This is a genomic window from Nonomuraea muscovyensis (assembly GCF_014207745.1).
Lineage (GTDB): Bacteria > Actinomycetota > Actinomycetes > Streptosporangiales > Streptosporangiaceae > Nonomuraea > Nonomuraea muscovyensis.
In genome coordinates this window covers 1,486,594-1,504,903 of the sequence record NZ_JACHJB010000002.1, presented here as the reverse complement: position 1 = coordinate 1,504,903, position 18,310 = coordinate 1,486,594, and the positions used below count along the sequence as shown (strand labels likewise).

At 72.5% G+C, this 18,310-nt stretch carries 16 protein-coding genes; 8 read left to right on the top strand and 8 right to left on the bottom strand.

The window, feature by feature from the left end; all coding sequences use genetic code 11:
• Positions 1-4 precede the first annotated feature (4 nt).
• Both FHU36_RS23690 and FHU36_RS23685 read right to left on the bottom strand, forming a co-directional pair.
• Positions 5-1,348, bottom strand: coding sequence for an extracellular solute-binding protein (locus tag FHU36_RS23690; RefSeq protein WP_185086089.1), 1,344 nt, complete (start codon positions 1,346-1,348; stop codon positions 5-7).
• Between the two features lie 16 nt (positions 1,349-1,364).
• Positions 1,365-2,564: an ROK family transcriptional regulator gene (locus FHU36_RS23685; protein WP_185086088.1), complete on the bottom strand. Its 1,200-nt coding sequence runs from the start codon at positions 2,562-2,564 to the stop codon at positions 1,365-1,367.
• 228 nt (positions 2,565-2,792) lie between these two features.
• Between FHU36_RS23685 and FHU36_RS23680 the strand changes: the two genes are divergently transcribed.
• The 7 genes from FHU36_RS23680 (at position 2,793) to FHU36_RS23650 (ending at position 13,480) form a co-directional block, all read left to right on the top strand.
• Positions 2,793-5,114 (top strand): helicase domain-containing protein, encoded by a 2,322-nt coding sequence (locus FHU36_RS23680; protein WP_221496799.1) that lies wholly within the window; start codon positions 2,793-2,795, stop codon positions 5,112-5,114.
• Positions 5,115-5,785: 671 nt separating this feature from the next.
• On the top strand, positions 5,786-7,846 hold the full coding sequence (gene lnt, locus FHU36_RS23675) for an apolipoprotein N-acyltransferase (protein ID WP_185086087.1): 2,061 nt from the start codon (positions 5,786-5,788) through the stop codon (positions 7,844-7,846).
• Between the two features lie 2 nt (positions 7,847-7,848).
• Complete coding sequence (locus FHU36_RS23670) at positions 7,849-8,592, top strand: polyprenol monophosphomannose synthase (RefSeq protein WP_185086086.1); 744 nt, start codon at positions 7,849-7,851, stop codon at positions 8,590-8,592.
• 67 nt (positions 8,593-8,659) lie between these two features.
• A complete protein-coding gene (locus FHU36_RS23665) occupies positions 8,660-9,211 on the top strand; it encodes an FxsA family protein (RefSeq protein WP_246502548.1) in 552 nt (183 codons plus the stop codon).
• 233 nt (positions 9,212-9,444) lie between these two features.
• On the top strand, positions 9,445-11,049 hold the full coding sequence (locus FHU36_RS46505) for a pectate lyase family protein (RefSeq protein WP_221496541.1): 1,605 nt from the start codon (positions 9,445-9,447) through the stop codon (positions 11,047-11,049).
• A 149-nt stretch (positions 11,050-11,198) separates the two neighbouring features.
• Positions 11,199-12,242, top strand: coding sequence for a pectate lyase family protein (locus FHU36_RS23655; RefSeq protein WP_185086085.1), 1,044 nt, complete (start codon positions 11,199-11,201; stop codon positions 12,240-12,242).
• 167 nt (positions 12,243-12,409) lie between these two features.
• Positions 12,410-13,480 carry a DUF5685 family protein gene (locus FHU36_RS23650; RefSeq protein WP_185086084.1) on the top strand — a complete coding sequence of 357 codons (1,071 nt, stop codon included), beginning with the start codon at positions 12,410-12,412 and terminating at the stop codon, positions 13,478-13,480.
• A gap of 84 nt (positions 13,481-13,564) precedes the next feature.
• Here FHU36_RS23650 and FHU36_RS23645 read toward each other — a convergent pair whose 3' ends face one another.
• The gene (locus tag FHU36_RS23645; RefSeq protein ID WP_101786769.1) at positions 13,565-13,909 is read right to left on the bottom strand and encodes an RNA polymerase-binding protein RbpA; all 345 of its coding nucleotides are present in this window, start codon (positions 13,907-13,909) and stop codon (positions 13,565-13,567) included.
• 300 nt (positions 13,910-14,209) lie between these two features.
• Here FHU36_RS23645 and FHU36_RS45830 point away from each other — a divergent pair, with 300 nt between their 5' ends.
• Positions 14,210-14,332: a hypothetical protein gene (locus FHU36_RS45830; protein ID WP_221496540.1), complete on the top strand. Its 123-nt coding sequence runs from the start codon at positions 14,210-14,212 to the stop codon at positions 14,330-14,332.
• Positions 14,333-14,531: 199 nt separating this feature from the next.
• Here the strand turns inward: FHU36_RS45830 and FHU36_RS23635 are convergent, their stop codons facing one another.
• The 5 genes from FHU36_RS23635 to FHU36_RS23615 all read right to left on the bottom strand — a co-directional run bounded on the left by FHU36_RS23635 (position 14,532) and on the right by FHU36_RS23615 (position 18,305).
• Entirely contained in the window at positions 14,532-14,726 is a 195-nt protein-coding gene (locus FHU36_RS23635; protein ID WP_185086083.1) for a hypothetical protein, read from the bottom strand.
• A 60-nt stretch (positions 14,727-14,786) separates the two neighbouring features.
• Positions 14,787-16,229 carry an MFS transporter gene (locus FHU36_RS23630; RefSeq protein ID WP_185086082.1) on the bottom strand — a complete coding sequence of 481 codons (1,443 nt, stop codon included), beginning with the start codon at positions 16,227-16,229 and terminating at the stop codon, positions 14,787-14,789.
• Positions 16,230-16,319: 90 nt separating this feature from the next.
• Positions 16,320-17,120 (bottom strand): glycerophosphodiester phosphodiesterase family protein, encoded by an 801-nt coding sequence (locus FHU36_RS23625; RefSeq protein WP_185086081.1) that lies wholly within the window; start codon positions 17,118-17,120, stop codon positions 16,320-16,322.
• A gap of 58 nt (positions 17,121-17,178) precedes the next feature.
• Entirely contained in the window at positions 17,179-17,718 is a 540-nt protein-coding gene (locus FHU36_RS23620; protein ID WP_185086080.1) for a TrmH family RNA methyltransferase, read from the bottom strand.
• A complete protein-coding gene (locus FHU36_RS23615; RefSeq protein ID WP_185086079.1) occupies positions 17,715-18,305 on the bottom strand; it encodes a class I SAM-dependent methyltransferase in 591 nt (196 codons plus the stop codon). Before FHU36_RS23615 ends, FHU36_RS23620 begins: the two co-directional genes overlap by 4 nt.
• Between the last annotated feature and the right edge of the window lie 5 nt (positions 18,306-18,310).

Below are 18,310 nucleotides of genomic sequence, written 5' to 3'. Positions count from 1 at the left end.
CGGATCAGCCCCCGGACAGCTTCAGCTTGTCGTCGATCTGCTTGTCCACGCTCTTCAGGCCGGCGTCGAGGTCGGTGACCGCGCCCTTCTCCCACCGGGCGAGGAACGTGGACAGCGCCTCCTGGTTGAAGACGCTGTTGACGTTGGCCGGCAGCGTCGAGGTCTTCGGGTGGGCGAAGATGTCGAGGAACGTCCTGAAGTTGGCGTCCTCGGCCAGGTCCGGCGACTCCATGGCGGCCTTGGTCGTCGGCACGTTGCGCAGCGCGTTCGACAGGGTCACCAGCGAGCCGGTGTCGGTGGTCAGGTGCTTGACCAGCTCCCAGGCGTGCTGCGGGTGCTTGGCGCCCTTCGGCACGCCGATCACGGTGCCGGCGGTGAAGCCGCTGCCGTACAGGTCGGGCTTGTCGTCGGCGACCGGCAGCGGGGCCGTGCCGTAGTCCATGTCCTTCGCCTTGGGATCGCCCGCGATCATCGCATTGCGCCACTCGCCGTCGAGGATCATGGCGACCTTGCCCTTGAAGAAGGGGTGCTCGGCGCTCCACTCGTCGCCGAGGCTCTTGCGGAACTTCTCCAGCTTGTCGTAGCCGTACCAGTCGACGAGCTCCTTCTGCCAGGTCAGCAACTGCTTCCAGGCCGGGTCGGAGCCGATCGCCGAGGTGCCGTCGGGGTTGTACCAGGTGGCGCCGACCATCGGGCCCATGTGGCTGGGGGAGTTCTCGTAGTACTGGAAGCTCGGGACGAACCCGGCCACCTTGATGTCGCCGTTCGCGTCGCGGACGGTGAGCTTCTTGGTCAGCGCGGTCAGCTCCGACAGCGTCTTGGGCGGCTGCTCGCCCTTCATCAGGGCCTTGTTGTAGTAGAGGCCGTACGCGTCGGCGAGCAGCGGCATCGTGCACCGCTTGCCCTCGAACTCGGTGTAGGTCCGCGACACCTCCGGCAGCACCGTCAGGTCGATGCCGTCCTGCTTGATGACGGGGGTGAGGTCCTGGAACGATCCCGACCTGCACCACTGGGCGACGTTGTCGGTGGTGAAGGAGGCCGCCACGTCGGGCGCCTTGCCGCCCCGGATGGACTGGGTGATCTGGTCGTCCTGGACGCCCTTGGTGGCGTTCACCTTGATCTGCGGGAACTTCTTGTTGAAGCCGGCGATGGCGTCCTCGAACGCCTTGACCTCGGCGTCGGTGGAGAAGCCGTGCCACAGTTCGAGGGTCGCGGCGGGCAGGGCCTGCGAGGCCGTGCCGGAGGGCTTGGGCTGCGCGCCGAGCGACGGCGCCGCCTCCTTGCCCGCTGTGCAGGCGGTCAGCGCCAGGGCCGTGAGGCCGGCGACCGCGAGGGGGACGAAGCGCACGGGGGGTGCCTCCTGATCATGTGGGGACTACCGTGGAACGGAAGACCTCGTCACGGGCCGTGGCGAGGGCCAGGTCGAGCGCCCCGGCGAGCACGGGGTTGCCGTCGACGGTCGACAGCCGCACCTGGGGGCGGGGGATGGTGAGCGCGTGCAGCTCGTGCTCGATCAGCTCGCGCAGGGTCTGGCCGCCGGACAGCACGACGCCGCCGGTCAGCACGATGAGGCCGGGGTCCACGACGGACGTGATGGCGGCCAGGCCCACGGCCAGCCGGGCGGCGATGTCGCGCAGCCCGGCCCGCGCGTCGTCGGCCCGCGGGCCGGCGCCCTGCGCCGCGCGCACCGCGTTGGCGACGGCCTGGCGGAAGTCCGTGCCGCGCACGCCGTACGAGCGCAGCAGCTTCAGCACGACCTGGCCGCCGGTGAGCGCCTGGTAGCCGTGGTTGGCGAACCGGCCGGCCTCGCGGGCCGTCGGCGCGCCGGGGGTGGGCATGTACCCGACCTCGCCCGCGCCGCCCGTCGCGCCGCGGTGCATCCGGCCGCCGAGCACGAGGGCCGAGCCGATGCCCTCGTCGGCCCACAGCAGCACGAAGTCGGGGTGGTCGTGCGCGGCGCCGTGGGCCTGCTCGGCGAGCGCGACGAGGTTGACGTTGTTCTCGACCGCGACGGGCACGCCGAGCCCCCGGGACAGGGTGGGCACCAGGTCCGGGATGTGCCAGCCCGGCATGTCCTTGGCGGTGGCGTAGCCGAGCCGGCCGGTGGACGGGTCGATCGCCGCCTGCACGCCGATCACCACCTGCCGCAGCGGGCCGGGCGGGCCGGCGCCGGCCAGGGCGGCGTTCAGCCGGTCGACCAGCTCGCCGGGCGGCCGGCGGGGGGTGGGCAGGACGTGCTCGCCGACGATCGTTCCCGTGATGTCGGCGATGCGGGCCTCGATCCGGCCGGGCGTGACGTCGAGCGCGCCCGCGTACGCCGCCGCCGGGTTGATCCGGTAGAGCTCCGCCGTACGGCCCGGCAGGCCCTCCCTGATGCCGTCGAGCACCACCAGCCCCGCCTCCTGCAGGCGGGCCAGGAGCTGGGACGCGGTCGGCTTGGACAGGCCCGTCAGGGCGCCGATCTCCGGGCGGGTCAGCGGCCCCCGCTCCAGGAGCGCCTGCAGTGCCGCGCGGTCGTTGATCGCGCGGAGCAGGCTCGGGGTCCCCGGCACAGGACTGCTCACACGTCCCCCTTCGCTCAAGAGTTAGGAAACTTTCCTAACTTGAGGTGAAGGTAAGGAATCCCGGGGCCCGAGGTCAAGAGGTGAAACCAAGCCGTGACAGCGAGCGGTGCGGTGTGGGGCGCTGAAAGGGCGCAAGAATAGGAGTGCCTCGACGGGCATGCTAATGTCGTCGTTTGTCGTAACAACAAGCAGAATGGCCCGGAGTGTCCCATTAACAACAATAATGGTCTGGCGGGAACTCGTCAAACAGAGCTCGCCAGGGAGCAGGACCACGTCACCCGCCTCTACGAGCGCCTCGACACGCTGCGCGAACGCACCCAGCGGCAGCTCAAGGAGGTGCTGGCCACCGGGGCGGTGGGAACGATGCAGAACCGCTCCGAACGCGACACCTTCGCCGAGATGTACGCCTCCCGGCTGGCCCGCCTGTGGGCAGTCGAGCGCGGACTGGCGTTCGGCCGGCTCGACCACGTCGACGAGGGCCTGCTCTACATCGGCAAGATCGGCCTCACCGACGACGAGCAGGACCGGCTCCTCATCGACTGGCGGGCCCCGGTGGCGCAGCCGTTCTACCGCGCCACCCCGGCCGCGCCCATGGGCGTCACCCGCCGCCGCCACCTGCAGACCAAGGGCCGCACGGTCGTCGGCGTGGACGACGACCTGCTCGACCTCGACGCGCTGAGCGACGACGACCGCGCCACGCTCAACGGCGAGGCCGCCCTGCTGGCGGCGCTGGACGAGCGGCGCACCGGCCGCATGCGCGACATCGTCGCCACCATCCAGGCCGAGCAGGACCGCGTCATCCGCGCCGACCTCAACGGCGTCCTCGTCGTCCAGGGCGGCCCCGGCACCGGCAAGACCGTCGTCGCCCTGCACCGGGCCGCGTACCTCCTCTACACCCACCGCGAGCGGCTCGACCGGCGCGGCGTGCTCATCCTGGGCCCCAACCCGACGTTCCTGCGCTACATCGAGCAGGTTCTGCCCTCGCTCGGCGAGACGGACGTGCTGCTGTCCACGGTCGGCGAGCTCTACCCCGGACTCACCGCCACCGCCCGCGAACGGCCCGAGGTCGCCGCGGTCAAGGGCGACACGCGCATGGCCGAGGTGATCGCGCGGGCCGTGCGCGACCGCCAGCGCATGCCGCGCAAGCCCGTCGAGCTCGCCCTCGGCCGCTACACCCTCACCATCGACCGCCCCATGCTGGACGCCGCCCGGCACAAGGCGAGCCGCTCGCGCCGCCCGCACAACCAGGCCCGCGCCGTGTTCGTCAGGTCCGTGCTGAACGCCCTGGCCCGCCAGGCCGCCAAGAAGCTCGGCAGGGGCCTCATCGACGAGGACGAGCTGGCCGACCTGCGCGAGGAGCTGCGCACCGAGCCCGTGGTCAAGGCCGCGCTCAACCGGCTCTGGCCGTACCTCACCCCGCAGCGCCTGCTGCTCGGCCTGTACGGCTCGCCCGAGCGGCTCGCTCACGCCGCCGCCGGGCTGACTCCCGAGGAGCGGGCGCTGCTCCGGCGCGACCCGGGCCGCGCGTCGGAGTGGACCGAGTCCGACGTGCCGCTCCTCGACGAGGCCGCCGAACAGCTCGGCGAGATCGACGAGCAGGTGCTGCGCGCCACCGCGCTGCAGGCCGAGGAGGAGCTCGCGGCGGCCCGGCAGGCCGAGGAGCACGAGCGGGAGGCCGAGCTCGCCTACGCCCGCGAGGTGCTGGAGCTGACGGGCCTGTCCGACGTCATGGAGGCCGAACGTCTCGCCGAGCGCCAGCGCGGCCAGGGCCCCTACCTCACCACCGCCGAGCGCGCCGCCGCCGACCGCACCTGGGCCTACGGGCACGTCATCGTGGACGAGGCGCAGGAGCTGTCGCCCATGGCGTGGCGGGCCGTCATGCGGCGGGTGCCCAACCGGTCGATGACGATCGTCGGCGACATCGCGCAGACCGGCTCCGCGGCGGGCGCCCGGTCCTGGGCCGAGGTGCTCGACCCGTACGTGGCGGGACGCTGGCGGCAGGAGCGGCTGACCGTCAACTACCGCACGCCCGTCGAGCTCATGGAGGTGGCGGCCCGGGTGCTCGCCGCCATCGACCCGGCCCTGCGTGCGCCCGCCTCGGTCCGGGAGGGCGGCGTGCGGCCCTGGACCGCGCCGGTCGCCGCGCTGCCCGAGCTGGTCAAGGCCGAGGTGGGCGAGGGCGGCAAGGTCGCGGTCGTGGTGCCCGACGCGCTGCTCGGCCCGCTCGGCGAACGGGTGAGCGCCGCCGTGGACGGCGCCGTGGTCGTCGCGCCCGGCACCGGCCGTGGCGGGGGAGCCGCGGCGCTCGACGCGCCGGTCGCGGTGATGGGGGTGACGGATGCCAAGGGGCTGGAGTTCGACGCGGTGCTCGTGGCCGAGCCGGGCGGCATCGCCGCCCAGTCGCCGCGCGGGCTGAGTGACCTCTACGTGGCGCTGACCAGGGCCACCCAGCGGCTCGGCGTCCTGTACGACGAGCCGCTGCCCAGGCCGCTGGGGGAGGCGTTCGGCGACCTGCCACGGCGCGGACATATGTCGACAAATGGGCTCTGACCCGCTTTGGCGACGCACGCCAAGCATGTCCTACCTGCGAAAACTTGATGTTTCTGCTGATCGGGACACGGTTGACATCTGAGGTGGAGTCGGTAGTTTGCTGCGCAGTCCAGCACGGGACTTGGCCGGTTGGCCGTCTCTGACATCGTCGGATCCTGCGTCCGTGACGGAGCGTGACTCCGTCCACACAGCCAGGTGCAGGGCCGTCGGTCCGTCGAGTCGGGGCACCCCAGCCGGGCGGGGGGTTGGACCCGGGACGGGCCCGGTAGCCCAGTAGACAACGGAATTCCGCGCTCGCCGCCGACGAGACGGGTCCGGTCCGAAGGGTTTCCGGGCCCTCTTCCCGCTCTCGTGCACAGGATCGCCATCAGCGCGGGTGATCCCACGGCCTCGTCGTCCGCGGGATCACCCAGCCGCTCCGCCTCCGGCTCCACCAGCGATCCCCCACCCTCCGCCCGGCCCGCCGCCCCCTCGCGCGGCGGCCCTTTCCCCGCCGGCGACACACCTGGGGCTCCCGTTCCGCGATCGGCCGTGCCACGACGACCTGAGGGCCGCCTCGGAGCGGTACCGTTTCGACTAGCAGGTTCGGCCTCGGGGCGTGACTTGCGGATTGCGGTTGACGGAAGCAGGCGTGCGCGTGCCCGGGGCAGGCGCGGCGAGGAGCGGGCGGAGTGGCGCAGGAGAGCACGGGCCTACGGCCCACGACGGGCAGGTCATCGCCCGGTGAGCCGTCGTCACGCGCCCGCCCGACCGACGACCACCCCAGCGCCCCCGCACCACCGGACGCGACGGCGGGCACAGCCGCCCCGGCGCCGTCGGGCGCGACACCGGCCGCCGCCACCCCGGCCACCGCACGCGACTCCGCCACCCCGGCACACCCCACGGACCAGGTGGACGACACCGACGCGCACGGCCTCGTCGCGGGCGCGCGGCAGGACACCGCCGGCCCCGAAGAGGCCGCCGAGAGAGGAAGGCGGCCCGCCTCGCGGGAGCCCGGTCATGACCAGGCGGGGGAGGGCGTGCACGACGCTTCGGGCGGGGCGGGCAGGACCCGGCCCGTCAAGGGGCGCGGGGGAGCGCCCGAGTCCCGGCGGATGACGCTGGCCAGGGCGGCCGCCGCCATGGCGGGCGGGGCGCTGCTGTTCCTGGCGTTCCCGCCGACCGACTGGTGGGCCTGCGCGCCGCTCGGCATCGGCCTGGTCGTCGCCGCCCTCCACGGCACCCGGCCCCGCCGGGCGGCCTGGCTGGGCTACCTGGCCGCCGTCGTGTTCCTGCTGCCGGCCCTCGCCTGGGTGCGCACGATCGGCGACGACGTCTGGGTGATGCTGGTCGGCGTCTCCAGCGTCTTCTACGCCGTGATGGCGGCGCTGGCCGCGCCGGTGTTCCGGCTGAAGTGGTGGCCGGTGTGGTTCGGCGGGCTGTGGGTCGCCATGGAGTGGGCGCGCGGCCTCGTCCCGGTCGGCGGGTTCCCGTGGGCGCGGGTGGCGTTCAGTCAGGGCGAGTCGCTGTTCACGCGCTACGCCGCGCTGGGCGGCGCCCCGCTGGTGTCGTTCGTGGTCGCCCTGTGCGGGGCACTGCTGGCGTACGCGGCGCTGACCCGGCGCGGCTCGCCGCGGCGGGCGCCGCACGGCACGGAGCGCGCGACGGGCCCCCGGGCGGCCGGGACGGGCCCTCAGGCGACAGGGGCGGGCCTCCGGGTGGCCGGGACAGGCCCTCAGGCGACAGGGACGGGCCCCGGGTCGCGGCGGTGGGCGCCGGCCGGCGCGGTCGGGCTGGCGCTGGCCGTGCCCCTGCTCAGCCTGGCCGTGCCGCGGCCCGGCGACGAGGGCCGCACCGTCAACATCGGCATCGTCCAGGGCAACGTTCCCGGCGAGGGCATGTACGTGCTCGGCGACGAGCCGGCCGTGGTGCTGAAGAACCACGCCAACGAGACCAAACGGCTCGCCCAGGCCGTTCGTGAGGGCAGGCTGCCCAGGCCCGACCTGGTCGTGCTTCCGGAGAACTCCACCGACATCGACCCCTACCGCGACCCGTACGCCCGCCAGGTCATCGACGACTCCGTCAAGGACGTCGGCGTGCCGACGCTGGTCGGCGCGGTCGTGGCCATCGGCGACGAGCACCGCGCCACCCGCAGCCTCGTCTGGGACCCGGCCACCGGCCCCGGCGCCTACTACGACAAGCAGCACCTGGTGCCGTTCGGCGAGTACACCCCGTTCAAGGAGATCGTGCTCGCGCTGTGGGAGCGGGCCAACCTGGTCGGCAGGCAGTCGGTGGCCGGCACCCGGCCGGGCGACCTGCGGATGGGCCCGGTGACGGTCGGCGCCGTCAACTGCTACGAGGTCGCCTACGACGGCACGGTCCGGGGCACCGTCCGCACCGGGGCCACCCCGATCGTGGTGCAGACCAACAACGCCTCCTACGCCCTGTCCAACCTGCCGCCGCAGCAGCTCGCCATGTCCAAGCTGCGCGCCGTCGAGCACAACAGGGCGGTCGTCACGGCCGCCACCACAGGGATCTCCGCATATGTCACGCCTGACGGTAAGGTCTCCTGGCGGACCCGCGAGCGCGTCGCCGACATGACCGTGGTGACGGTGCCCGTGCGCACGCAGGCGACGATCGCGACCCGGGTGGGCGCGCTGCCTGAGTGGGCGCTGGCGCTGATGGGTGTGGCGGCGGCGGGCGTCGCCATGTGGGGTGCCAGGAGGCGAGGAGACCGGATGGGGAGAGACTGATCATGGAGAGTCTCGGTCGCGTGCTCGTCATCGTCCCGACCTACAACGAGCGTGACAACCTGCCGCTGATCGCCGAGCGGCTGCGCGCCGCCGTCCCCGACGCGGACCTGCTGGTGGCCGACGACGCCAGCCCCGACGGCACCGGTGAGGTCGCCGACGAGCTGGCCGCCGCCGACGACCACATCCAGGTCCTGCACCGGCCCGGCAAGCAGGGACTCGGCGCCGCCTACCTCGCGGGGTTCCGCTGGGGCCTGGACAAGGGCTACAACGTGCTGGTGGAGATGGACGCCGACGGCTCCCACCAGCCCGAGGAGCTGCCCGGGCTGCTGCGGGCGGTGGCCGGCGGCGCCGACCTGGCGATCGGCTCGCGCTACGTGCCCGGCGGCAAGGTGGTCAACTGGCCGGCCTCGCGCGAGCTGCTGTCCCGGGGCGCCAACGTCTACACACGCATCATGCTGGGCCTGGGGGTCCGCGACGCGACCGCCGGTTTCCGCGCCTACCGCGCGGCCACGCTGGACAAGCTCGACCTGTCCGACGTCGAGTCGGAGGGCTACTGCTTCCAGGTGGACCTCACCCTGCGCACGGCCCGGCACGGGCTGCGGGTGGTGGAGGTGCCGATCACGTTCGTCGAGCGGGCTGTCGGCACCAGCAAGATGAATCGCAAGATCATGGTGGAGGCGTTCTGGCGGATCGCGGTGTGGGGCTTCGCCGGGCTGCCCGCCCGGTTGCGCGGCGGACGCCGCTGACCCGGAACGCTCCGGCCCCGCCCGACGTTGTTCCAGATGTACCTACCCGCTGCGCGGAGACGAGGACATGATGCGGCTGCTGCTCTTCCTGGCCTTCCTGGTCATCCCGGTCCTGGAGATCTGGCTGCTCATTCAGGTGGGCCAGGTCATCGGCGGCTGGACGACCGTGGCCGTGCTCATCGCCGTCAGCATGCTCGGCGCCTGGCTGGTGCGCCGCGAGGGGCGGCGGGCCTGGCGGGCGTTGCAGGAGTCGTTGCAGTCGGGCCGGATGCCCGAGCGTGAGCTGGCCGACGCCGGCATCATCGTGGTGGGCGGCACGCTGCTGGTGACGCCCGGCTTCCTGAGCGACGTCGTCGGCCTGGCGTGCCTGCTGCCGGCCACCCGGCCGATGATGCGCCGCCTGGGCGCCTGGTTCTTCGAGCGCAGGATCAGGCGGATGGCGGCCGCCTCGCCGTACGCGCATCTCTTCCCGACGCAGCCGGGCGCGTCCGAGGACGGGCGGCCGGCGGGCGGCACGCGCGTCCCCGGTCCGGGGGCTCCCGGCAACGGCGTGCAGGGCAAGGTCGTGCAGGGCAAGGTCGTGCACGGCGAGGTCATCCGCGAGGACCGCGAGTCGTAGCTCGCTGCAATCGCTTGCAGGAAACTGCCGTCCCCTGAGGCTCGGCCGGCTCCTGCTCCGTTGTCGAGCCGTTTCCCTGCAACAAAACTGCACAGGGCCATGCATTGACTCACGCCGCAATCGGTTGCATAAAGAGGTCAAGCCCGGCCGAGCTGACGCACAGCACCACATCCAGTAAGGAATCCGTTCACGAGCGGGTTCCGTGGTCACGGCTTGCCAGCGGAGGCTCCACAGTGCGACAGAGGACAGCGACCAGGACCGGATCACTGCTCGCCGCGTTGACGGCGGCCATCGCCGCGATGTTGCTGGGGGCGCTGGCGATGGTGCCCAGCGCGTCCGCCGCGACGCTGTTCGGGGACGACTTCGAGGACGGCGACGCCGCCGGCTGGTCGAGGTCCGGGGGGAGCTGGTCGGTGGTCACCGACGGCTCCAGGGCCTACCGGCAGTCCGGCACCAGCGCCGACGCCAGGGCCGTGGCGGGAAGCGGCTGGAGCGGCCAGTCGGTGCAGGCGCGGGTGAAGCCGATCGCCTTCAACGGCACCGGCCGGTACGCCGCGGTGCTGGCCAGGGCGCAGAGCACCAGCGCCTACTACTTCCTCGGGCTGGGCGACGGCGGCGTCGTCCTCGGCAAGCGCGCCGGTGGCGGCCCGGTCACCCTGGCCTCCGCGACGGCGGCCGTCACCCCGGGCACCTGGTACACCCTGCGACTGGAGGCGTTCGGCACCTCCCTGCGCGGCTTCGTCGACGGCGTCGAGGTCGTCTCGGCCACGGACGCCGCCTACTCCTCCGGACGGGCGGGGCTGGCCGGTTACTACGCGAGCGCCTCGTTCGACGACGTGCTGGTGACCGACGTGGCCGGGCCGAGCCAGCCGCCGGTCACGCCCACGGTCACGCCTCCGCCGCCGGGGACCTGCCCCACCTCGGGGACGCCCGCCGGGTTCGCCTCGGTGAACGCCTGGGGCCAGAACGGGACCACCGGCGGCGCCGGCGGCCCCACGGTCGAGGTGGACACGGCGAGCGAACTGATCGCCGCGATCGGCCAGAGCGGCCCGCTGAACATCTGCGTCCGCGGGATGATCGCCGTCCCGGCGGGGATGCACAACGTCGCCTCCGACAAGACGATCGTCGGCGTCGGCTCCGGCTCCGGCATCACCGGGGGCGGGCTCAACATCGGCCTGCCCGCCGACGACGCGATCACCTCGCCGCCCGCCGACGCCGTGCACAATGTCATCATCCGCAACCTGGTCTTCCGCGGCGCCACCGACGACTCGATCAACGTGCAGATGTTCTCGCACCACGTGTGGGTCGACCACAACGACCTGTGCTGCGGCTACGACGGGCTGCTCGACATCAAGCGCGGCTCCTCGTACGTCACCGTGTCCTGGAACCACGTGCACCAGCACACCAAGACCATGCTGCTCGGACACTCCGACGGCAACGCCGCGCAGGACGTGGGCCGGCTGATGGTCACCTACCACCACAACTGGTTCGACCGGACGCCGCAGCGCAACCCGCGGGTGCGGTTCGGCGAGCCGGTGCACGTGTACAACAACTACTACGTCTACAACACCGACACCGGAGTGGCCTGCCAGGCGGACGCCGGATGCCTGGTCGAGGGCAACTACTTCGAGCTGGTGGAGGAGCCGGTCACCAACAGCTACGCCGGGCCGTCCGGCAGGTGCGTCGCGCGCGACAACGTGTTCGTCGAGTCGGGCCAGCCCGACTGCGGCGGCAGCGTCCGGGAGGCCCGCGACTTCTACGCCTACACGCTGGACGACCCGAACACCGTGAAGGCCGTCGTCACCGCGGGCGCCGGCGTCGGCAGGATCGGCGCCTGACCACGCGGAGCCGGGGCGCCCGCACCCGCGACCGTGCGGACGCCCCTCCGCCCGCCCGTCCGCCCGCCCGTCCGCCCGCCCGTTCGCACGTCCCGCCCGTTTGTCCGGCCCGCACGTCCCCCCGGTCCCGCACAGAAAGCTGAGCGACCATGCCCCCCGGAACCGCTCCCAGCTCCTCGCCCGCCCGGGCGCCCGAGCCCCCGGCACGCCGGCGCACGGTGCCGACCTCGGTGATCGCCGTGGTGGCCCTGCTCACGGCCGCCGTCGTGACGAGCCCCGTCGCCCCACCCGCCCAGGCGCGCGCCGCCGAGCCGGTGACCGGCTTCGCCTCCGTCAACGCCTACGGTCAGAACGGGACCACCGGGGGCGCGGGCGGCCCGTCCGTCACCGTCACCACCGCCGCGCAGCTCAAGGACTACGCCGGCCGCCCAGGGCCGTACGTGCTGTGGATCTCCGGCAGCATCCGGATCAGCGACATGATCACCGTGGTGGCTCACAAGAGCATCCTCGGCCTGGGCTCCACCGCAGAGATCACCGGCGGCGGGCTGCAACTCGGCTCCACCACCCGGCCCGGCAACAACGTGATCATCCGCAACATCCGGTTCACCGGCGCCGAGGACGACTCCATCAGCGTGACCAACAAGGCCCACCACGTGTGGATCGACCACAACGACTTCTCCGCCGGCACGGACGGCCTGCTGGACATCAAGCGGGAGTCGGACCTCGTCACCGTCTCGTGGAACACCTTCCACCACCACAGCAAGGCGTTGCTGCTCGGCCACTCCGACACCTACACGGCCGACATCGGCAAGCTGCGGGTCACCTACCACCACAACTTCTTCGACGGAACAGACCAGCGGCATCCGCGGGTCCGCTTCGCCGAGCCGGTGCACGTGTTCAACAACTACTACCGGAACAACGCGCTCTACGGCGTGGCGTCCACGGAGAACGCGGGCGTGCTGGTGGAGGGCAACTACTTCGAGAACGTCGCCCACCCCGTCCACGTCGGCTACGCCGAGAGCGAGCCGGGCCGGGTGGTCGAGCGGCGCAACATCTACGACCGCTCGGGCGTGCCGGAGGCGATGGGCACCGTCGTCGAGCCGGCGACCTACTACGCCTACGCCCTCGACGACCCGGCGACGGTCCCCGCCACCGTCCAGGCCGGCGCCGGGGTCGGCAAGCTCGGCTACTGACCCCTCGGTGAGTTCCCCCGCCCGGGGCTCACTCCCCCCGGCGGGTCACCCTCTCGAGTCACCCTCTCGGGTCACCCCTTGGGCGGGCCCCGTACACGACGCTCGACCGCCTCCGAGTACGATCCTGCGATCACCTGTAGAAATCAGTCCAAACCCGGCGAGGTCGTGTGTTCGGCATCATTCGTCCGTGCTCCACGCATGCCTGCCCGACCCTGCGCGAGGCGTGGCGGGCGCATCTGTGCGGCCTGTGCCTCACCTTGCGGGACGGGCAGGGGCAGGCCGCTCGGCTGGCCACCAACTACGACACGCTGATCATCTCGGCCCTCACCGAGGCCCAGCTTCCCGCCGCCTCCCCGCACCGGACCGCCGGGCCGTGCCCGCTGCGCGGCTTCCGCGCCGCCGACGTGGTGGACGCGGCGGGGGACGGGGCGCGGCTCGCGGCGGCGGTGTCACTCGTGCTGGCGGCGGGCCGGCTGCGGGACCACGCGGCCGACGGTGACACCGCCACGGGGACGGCGGCGGCCCGCCGGCTGCTCGCGACCCGCTGGGAGGCGGGCGGCGCCCGACTGGGCGCCGCGGTCGGCTTCGACACGGCGACGCTGGTCTCGACCGTGGACCGGCAGTTGGAGCTGGAACGCCGCGCCGCCGGTGGGCGCGTCACGCTGCTCGACCTGACCGGCCCCGCGGAGGAGGCGGTCGCGGCGGCGTTCGTTCACACGGCCGTGCTCGCCGGGCTGCCCGGCAACGCGGAGCCGCTGGCCGAGGCGGGCATGCTCTTCGGCCGGATCGCGCACCTGCTCGACGCCGTGGAGGATCAGGCGCAGGACGCCGCGCGGGGCGTGTTCAACCCGCTGACGGTCACCGGCACCACCCGTGAGGAGGCGCGGCGGCTGTGCGACGACGCCGCGCACGGGCTCGCACTGGCCGTACGGGATCTGGAGCTGCAGGAACGGCACCTGGTGGAGGTGCTGCTCGTCACGGAGGTGCGGCGGGCGGTGGACCGGACCTTCGGCCACTCCGCCGTCGCCGGCTCGTATCGGCGGCCTGGCCGGATCCGCAGGTCGGCGGCCGGTGTGGGCACCTTCCTCACCTGTGGTCTGTGGCGGCCGCGATGGAGTGGCAAGCGGAGCGGCTCCTGTGCGTCCCGCTGCTACCTGTGCGACGAGGACTGCTGGCAGGGTTGTGGCTGCTGCGCCGACGGCTCAAGCTGCGCGTGCTCGTGCTGCGCGTGCGACTGACGAGGTGGACGGCGCGCATGACTGACGCGGACATGAAGGCGCCCCCGGGCTGGTGCCCGGGGGCTCTCACACCGTGGAATCGGATCAGGCGCTCTTGCGACGCTGGGCACGCAGTACGGCCAGCCTCTCGTTGAGCACCTCCTCCAGGTCCTCGATGGACCGCCGCTCCAGCAGCATGTCCCAGTGCGTCCGCGGTGGCTTGGTCTTCTTCGACTCCGGCTGCTCGCCGTCGACCCGGACAGCGGTCGCGCCGCACATCCGGCACTCCCAGGTCGCGGGAATCTCGGCCTCGGCGGCGAGCGGAACCTCGAAGTTATGGCCCTTCGGACAGGTGTAGGGCACCTCCTGGCGCGGGGCCAGATCCGTGTTACGGTCGTTCTCGTAGCTGGTTGCCCCGAGCCGGGTGCCACGAAGTGCGCGCTCGCCCATGTCTAAATGCCTCCTACAGGGCCCCCATGCGTGGGGGGTCTGTCTCCCACGGTGTCTAACGCTTGGTACCGTGATGGGATTCCCACCTGGGGGGTGATCCAATCGCTTCGGCCCTCAGGAGTTGCCCCGGCTGACGCGACAACCCCACGGGAGACGGCCTTTCCCACCCGTCGGGACCTGTCAGGAAATGCCGGAAGTGACCTCCGTGGTGAGCGGACGACCGTGCGCTGAACCCTCGACCGCCTGCACACAGGCGCGGGCTCTGCTCGCCGGACACCTCCCGCGGGCCTGGCTGGCCTGGTGGGCGAGCTGACGGTGCGCAGCCCGGAGTTCGCCGGGCTGTGGGCCGCCCACTCCGTCGGCGACTGCGCCACGGACTCGGCAGGGCGCGTCCACCGCCGCCCGGTGTGGGCCGCCCGCTGATCCGCCGCCACCCCGAGGAGCCGGGGACGCCTCGGGTGGCTCCCGCGGCTCGTGGGGCCCTGAGAGGGCTCCGTACGGCTCGTGCGCGTTCAGCGGGCTCGTACGGGCGCGTACCGGCCTTCAGAAGGTCACGTACGGGCTCGATACGGCCTCGGAGGGCGTCACCCACCGCTGTGCGGTCCTCAAGAAACGGTGGCGGTCAGCGGCGGATCAGGAGCGGTACCAGCGTGCGGTCACCGAGCCGGGTCATCGCGGCCAGCGGCCCGGTGGCGGCGGCGACCGCCAGCGCGACCTCGGGCCTGGCGGCCGCCTTCGCCAGGCCGGGCCCGAGGGCGGCCATCAGGGCGGTGAAGGCGGGCAGCGGCCGGACCCACATGGTGATGTCCTTGATCATGCCCCGCTCGTCCAGGCGCAGCAGGGCCGACTCCTCGAACGGGCCCGGGTCGGGCGGCGGTCAGATCCGCGCGGGCACCTCGTTGCCCGCGGCGCGGATGGCCTTCGGCAGGTTGACCATCGCCAGCAGCACGAACCCCAGCACGAAGAAGATGATCATCGAGACGATGGCGATCCGGTAGCTGTTGGTCAGCTGCAGGGCGATGGTCACCGTCAGCGAGCCGATGAACGCCGAGCCCTTGTCGCTGATCTGCAGCAGGCTGAAGTACTCGGCCTCCCGCCCCTTCGGGATCACCTGCGAGAACAGCGACCGCGACAGCGCCTGGGTGCCGCCCAGCACGATCGCGATGGCCAGCGCCATGAGATAGAACTGCAGCGCCTGCCCCTCCTGGACGAACATCGCGACGATCACGATGGCCGTCCACACCACCAGGCTGCCCAGCACCGTGCGCTTGGTGCCGTGCCGGCGGGCCAGCGACCCCAGCAGCAACGCCCCGAAGAACGCCACGAACTGCACCATGAGGATCGCGCTGATCTGCACTGTCTTGTCGAGCTTGAGCGCCTCGGCGGCGAACGCCGCGCTGTTGCCGATGACCGTCTGGATGCCGTCGTTGTAGACCAGGTAGGCCACCAGGAACAGCAACGTCAGCGGGTAGCGGCGCAGTTCCTTCAGCGTACGGCCGAGCTGGCGGAAGCTGCCGCCCACCGAGCGCAGCGCCGTCGTCTCGTGCGCGGGGACCGGCCGGTTGCGCAGCCGCAGCAGCGGCACCAGCGTGAAGATCGCCCACCACAGGCCGGCCGACATCATGCTGATGCGCACCGCCATGCCCTCGCTCACCCCGAGGCTCTCGTGCTGCAGGTAGAGCACCAGGTTGAGCGCCAGCAGCAGCCCACCGCCCAGGTAGCCGATCGCCCAGCCCCGCGAGGAGACCGCGTCGCGCTCGTCGGGTGTGGAGATCTGCGGCAGGAACGAGTCGTAGACCACGATGGACGAGCCGTAGGCCAGGTTGGCGATGATGAACAGCACCCCGCCGAGCAGGTAGCGGTCACCCTCGACGAAGTACAGGCCCATGGTGGCGAGCGCGCCGACGTAGGCGAAGCCGCCGAGCAGCTCCCGCTTGCGGCCGGTGTGGTCGGCCAGCGCGCCCACGATCGGCAGGATCACGATCTGCAGGAACACCGAGATCGTCACCACCAGCCCGAAGAAGGCCGCCGGGCGCACGTCGAAGCCCAGCACGTCCACGTACCCCAGGCCCGGGGAGGCGGCGGCCAGCCGGTCGAAGTCGCTCGCGCACGTCTCGGCCGGCACGTCCGGGAAGTCCTTGGCGCAGGCGGCGGTGCGGGCCACCGGGATCAGGTACGGGCCGAGGAAGACCGAGATGACCGTGGTGTTGAAGGCGGAGTTGGCCCAGTCGTACACGTACCAGCCGCGCTGTTCGCGCCGGCGGGCGGCCGCGGGCTCGGAGGCGGGGTCGGAGGCCGCGGGGGGTGCGGATGCGGACATGGTGTCGGGTCGCTCCTCAGGCGTGGCTCGGCGGGGCCGGGCCCGGTCGGGCGGTCGGACAGGGGGTCGGACGGTCGGGCTGTCGCACGGTCAGGCGGCCAGGCGGCCGGGATGCCACTGGCCGCGCCGGTCGAGCACCTCGCGCAGCCCGGTGACGTTGTCGGTCATGATGCCGTCGACACCGAGGTCGAGCAGCTGCTCCATGCGGTCGGGGTCGTTGATCGTCCACACGTGCACCTGCATGCCGATGGCGTGTGCCGTACGGACCAGGCGGCCGGTGGTGACCCGCAGCCCGCGGAAGCCCACCGGCACCTGCGCGCACGGCACGCCGGCGCGCGACAGGCGGGTCAGCAGGCGGCCGTAGCCGGAGGTGGTCGCGGCCGCCCGCAGCGCCGCGACGCCGCGCGGGCCGAGCGCCGAGCAGACCTCCTTGCCCATGGCGGCCCTGGCCAGCGCCAGGCGCTCGTCGGAGAACGAGGTCAGGCAGATCCGGTCGTGGGAGCCGGTCCGCCTGATCGCCTCGGCGAGCGGGGCGATGGCCGCGGCCTGCTTCACGTCGATGTTGAACCGGGTCTCCGGCCAGGAGCCGAGCAGGTCCTCCAGCAGCGGGATCTCGTGGACGCCGCCGATGCGGGCCTGCCTGACCGCCCGGTAGGGCAGCTCGGAGATGCGCCCGCGCCGGTCGGTCACCCGGTCCAGCGTGTGGTCGTGGAAGGCCAGCAGCACGCCGTCGGCCGTGGCGTGGGCGTCGGTCTCCAGGTAGGTGTAGCCGAGCCGCACGGCCCGCTCGAAGGCCTCCGCGGAGTTCTCGGCGCCCTCGGCGGCGCCGCCGCGGTGGGCGAAGGCCAGCGGGCCGGGATGGTCCAGAAAAGCGAATCGGCGGGCGTACACGTCCTGAAGTATGCCTTCCGAGTGATCCGTGGATGAAGAACGTCAGTGAAGAAGATGGTTACGAATCGGGCAGGGTCTGCCACTCCTGGCGGCGGGCCTCGGCCAGCGCGATGGCGGCGGCCACGGCCACGTTGACCGAGCCGACCCGGCCGACCTGCGGGATGTAGCAGGCCCCGTCGACGGCGTCGAGCAGCGCCGGGGAGCAGCCGTGATCCTCGCTGCCGACCACCAGGCACACGTCGCGGCCGAGGTCGGCCCGGTGCAGCGGCACCGCCTCGGCGGTCAGCTCGATCGCCAGCACGGTGTAGCCGTCGTCGCGGGCGGCCTTGACCGCCTCGGTGACCGGCATCGGGTCGTGCCAGGTGACCAGCCGGTCGGTGCCGAGCGCGGTCTTGCCCGCCTTCGGGTTGGTCGGCGGGGTGGCGTTGCCCGCGAGCCAGATCTGGTCGACGCCGAACGCCGCGGCGCTGCGGAAGATCGAGCCCACGTTGAACGGGCTGGTCACCGACTCCAGGATCAGGGAGAGCCTGTTGCCGGTCTGTCGCCGCCAGGTGCGGTTGAGCCGCTTGACGTCGGTGGGTCGGAGTTGCCTTCTCAACGTTCCACTTTCAGGATGCGGTAGGCGGCCCGGGAGGCCTCGCGGGAGGCCTGCCAGCCCTGCTCGCCGAGCCAGCGCTGCAGGGAGTCGGAGCCGAGGTGTTTCTGGACGACCAGGTAGGCGACGCCGCCGGGCGCCAGCCGTGACAGCCACCTGGTGAGCATGTCGTGCAGGGCCTGCTTGCCGATCCGGATGGCCGGGTTGGACCAGATGGCCCGGAAGGTCACCCCGTCCGGCAGTTCGTCGGCGTGCACGGGCCTGACGTGGTGGAGGCCCGCGGTCCGGGCGTTGCGCTCGGTCAGCTCGACGGCACGCCGGTTGACGTCCACGGCCCACACGGTCGCCCCGGGGGCGCGCGAGGCCATGGTCAGCGCGATCGGCCCGTAGCCGCACCCGAGGTCGAGCAGGTCGCCCTCGGCCGGCGGCGGCGGGACCGTCTCCAGCAGGATCCGGGTGCCGACGTCGACCCGCTCGGGCGAGAAGACACCGCTGTCGGTCTCCAGCCGCAGGTGCAGGTCCGGCAGCACCAGGTCGACGCTGCCGGGCCTGCTCGCCGTGCCCGGCCGTTCGGAGAAGTAGTGGGCCACGGGCC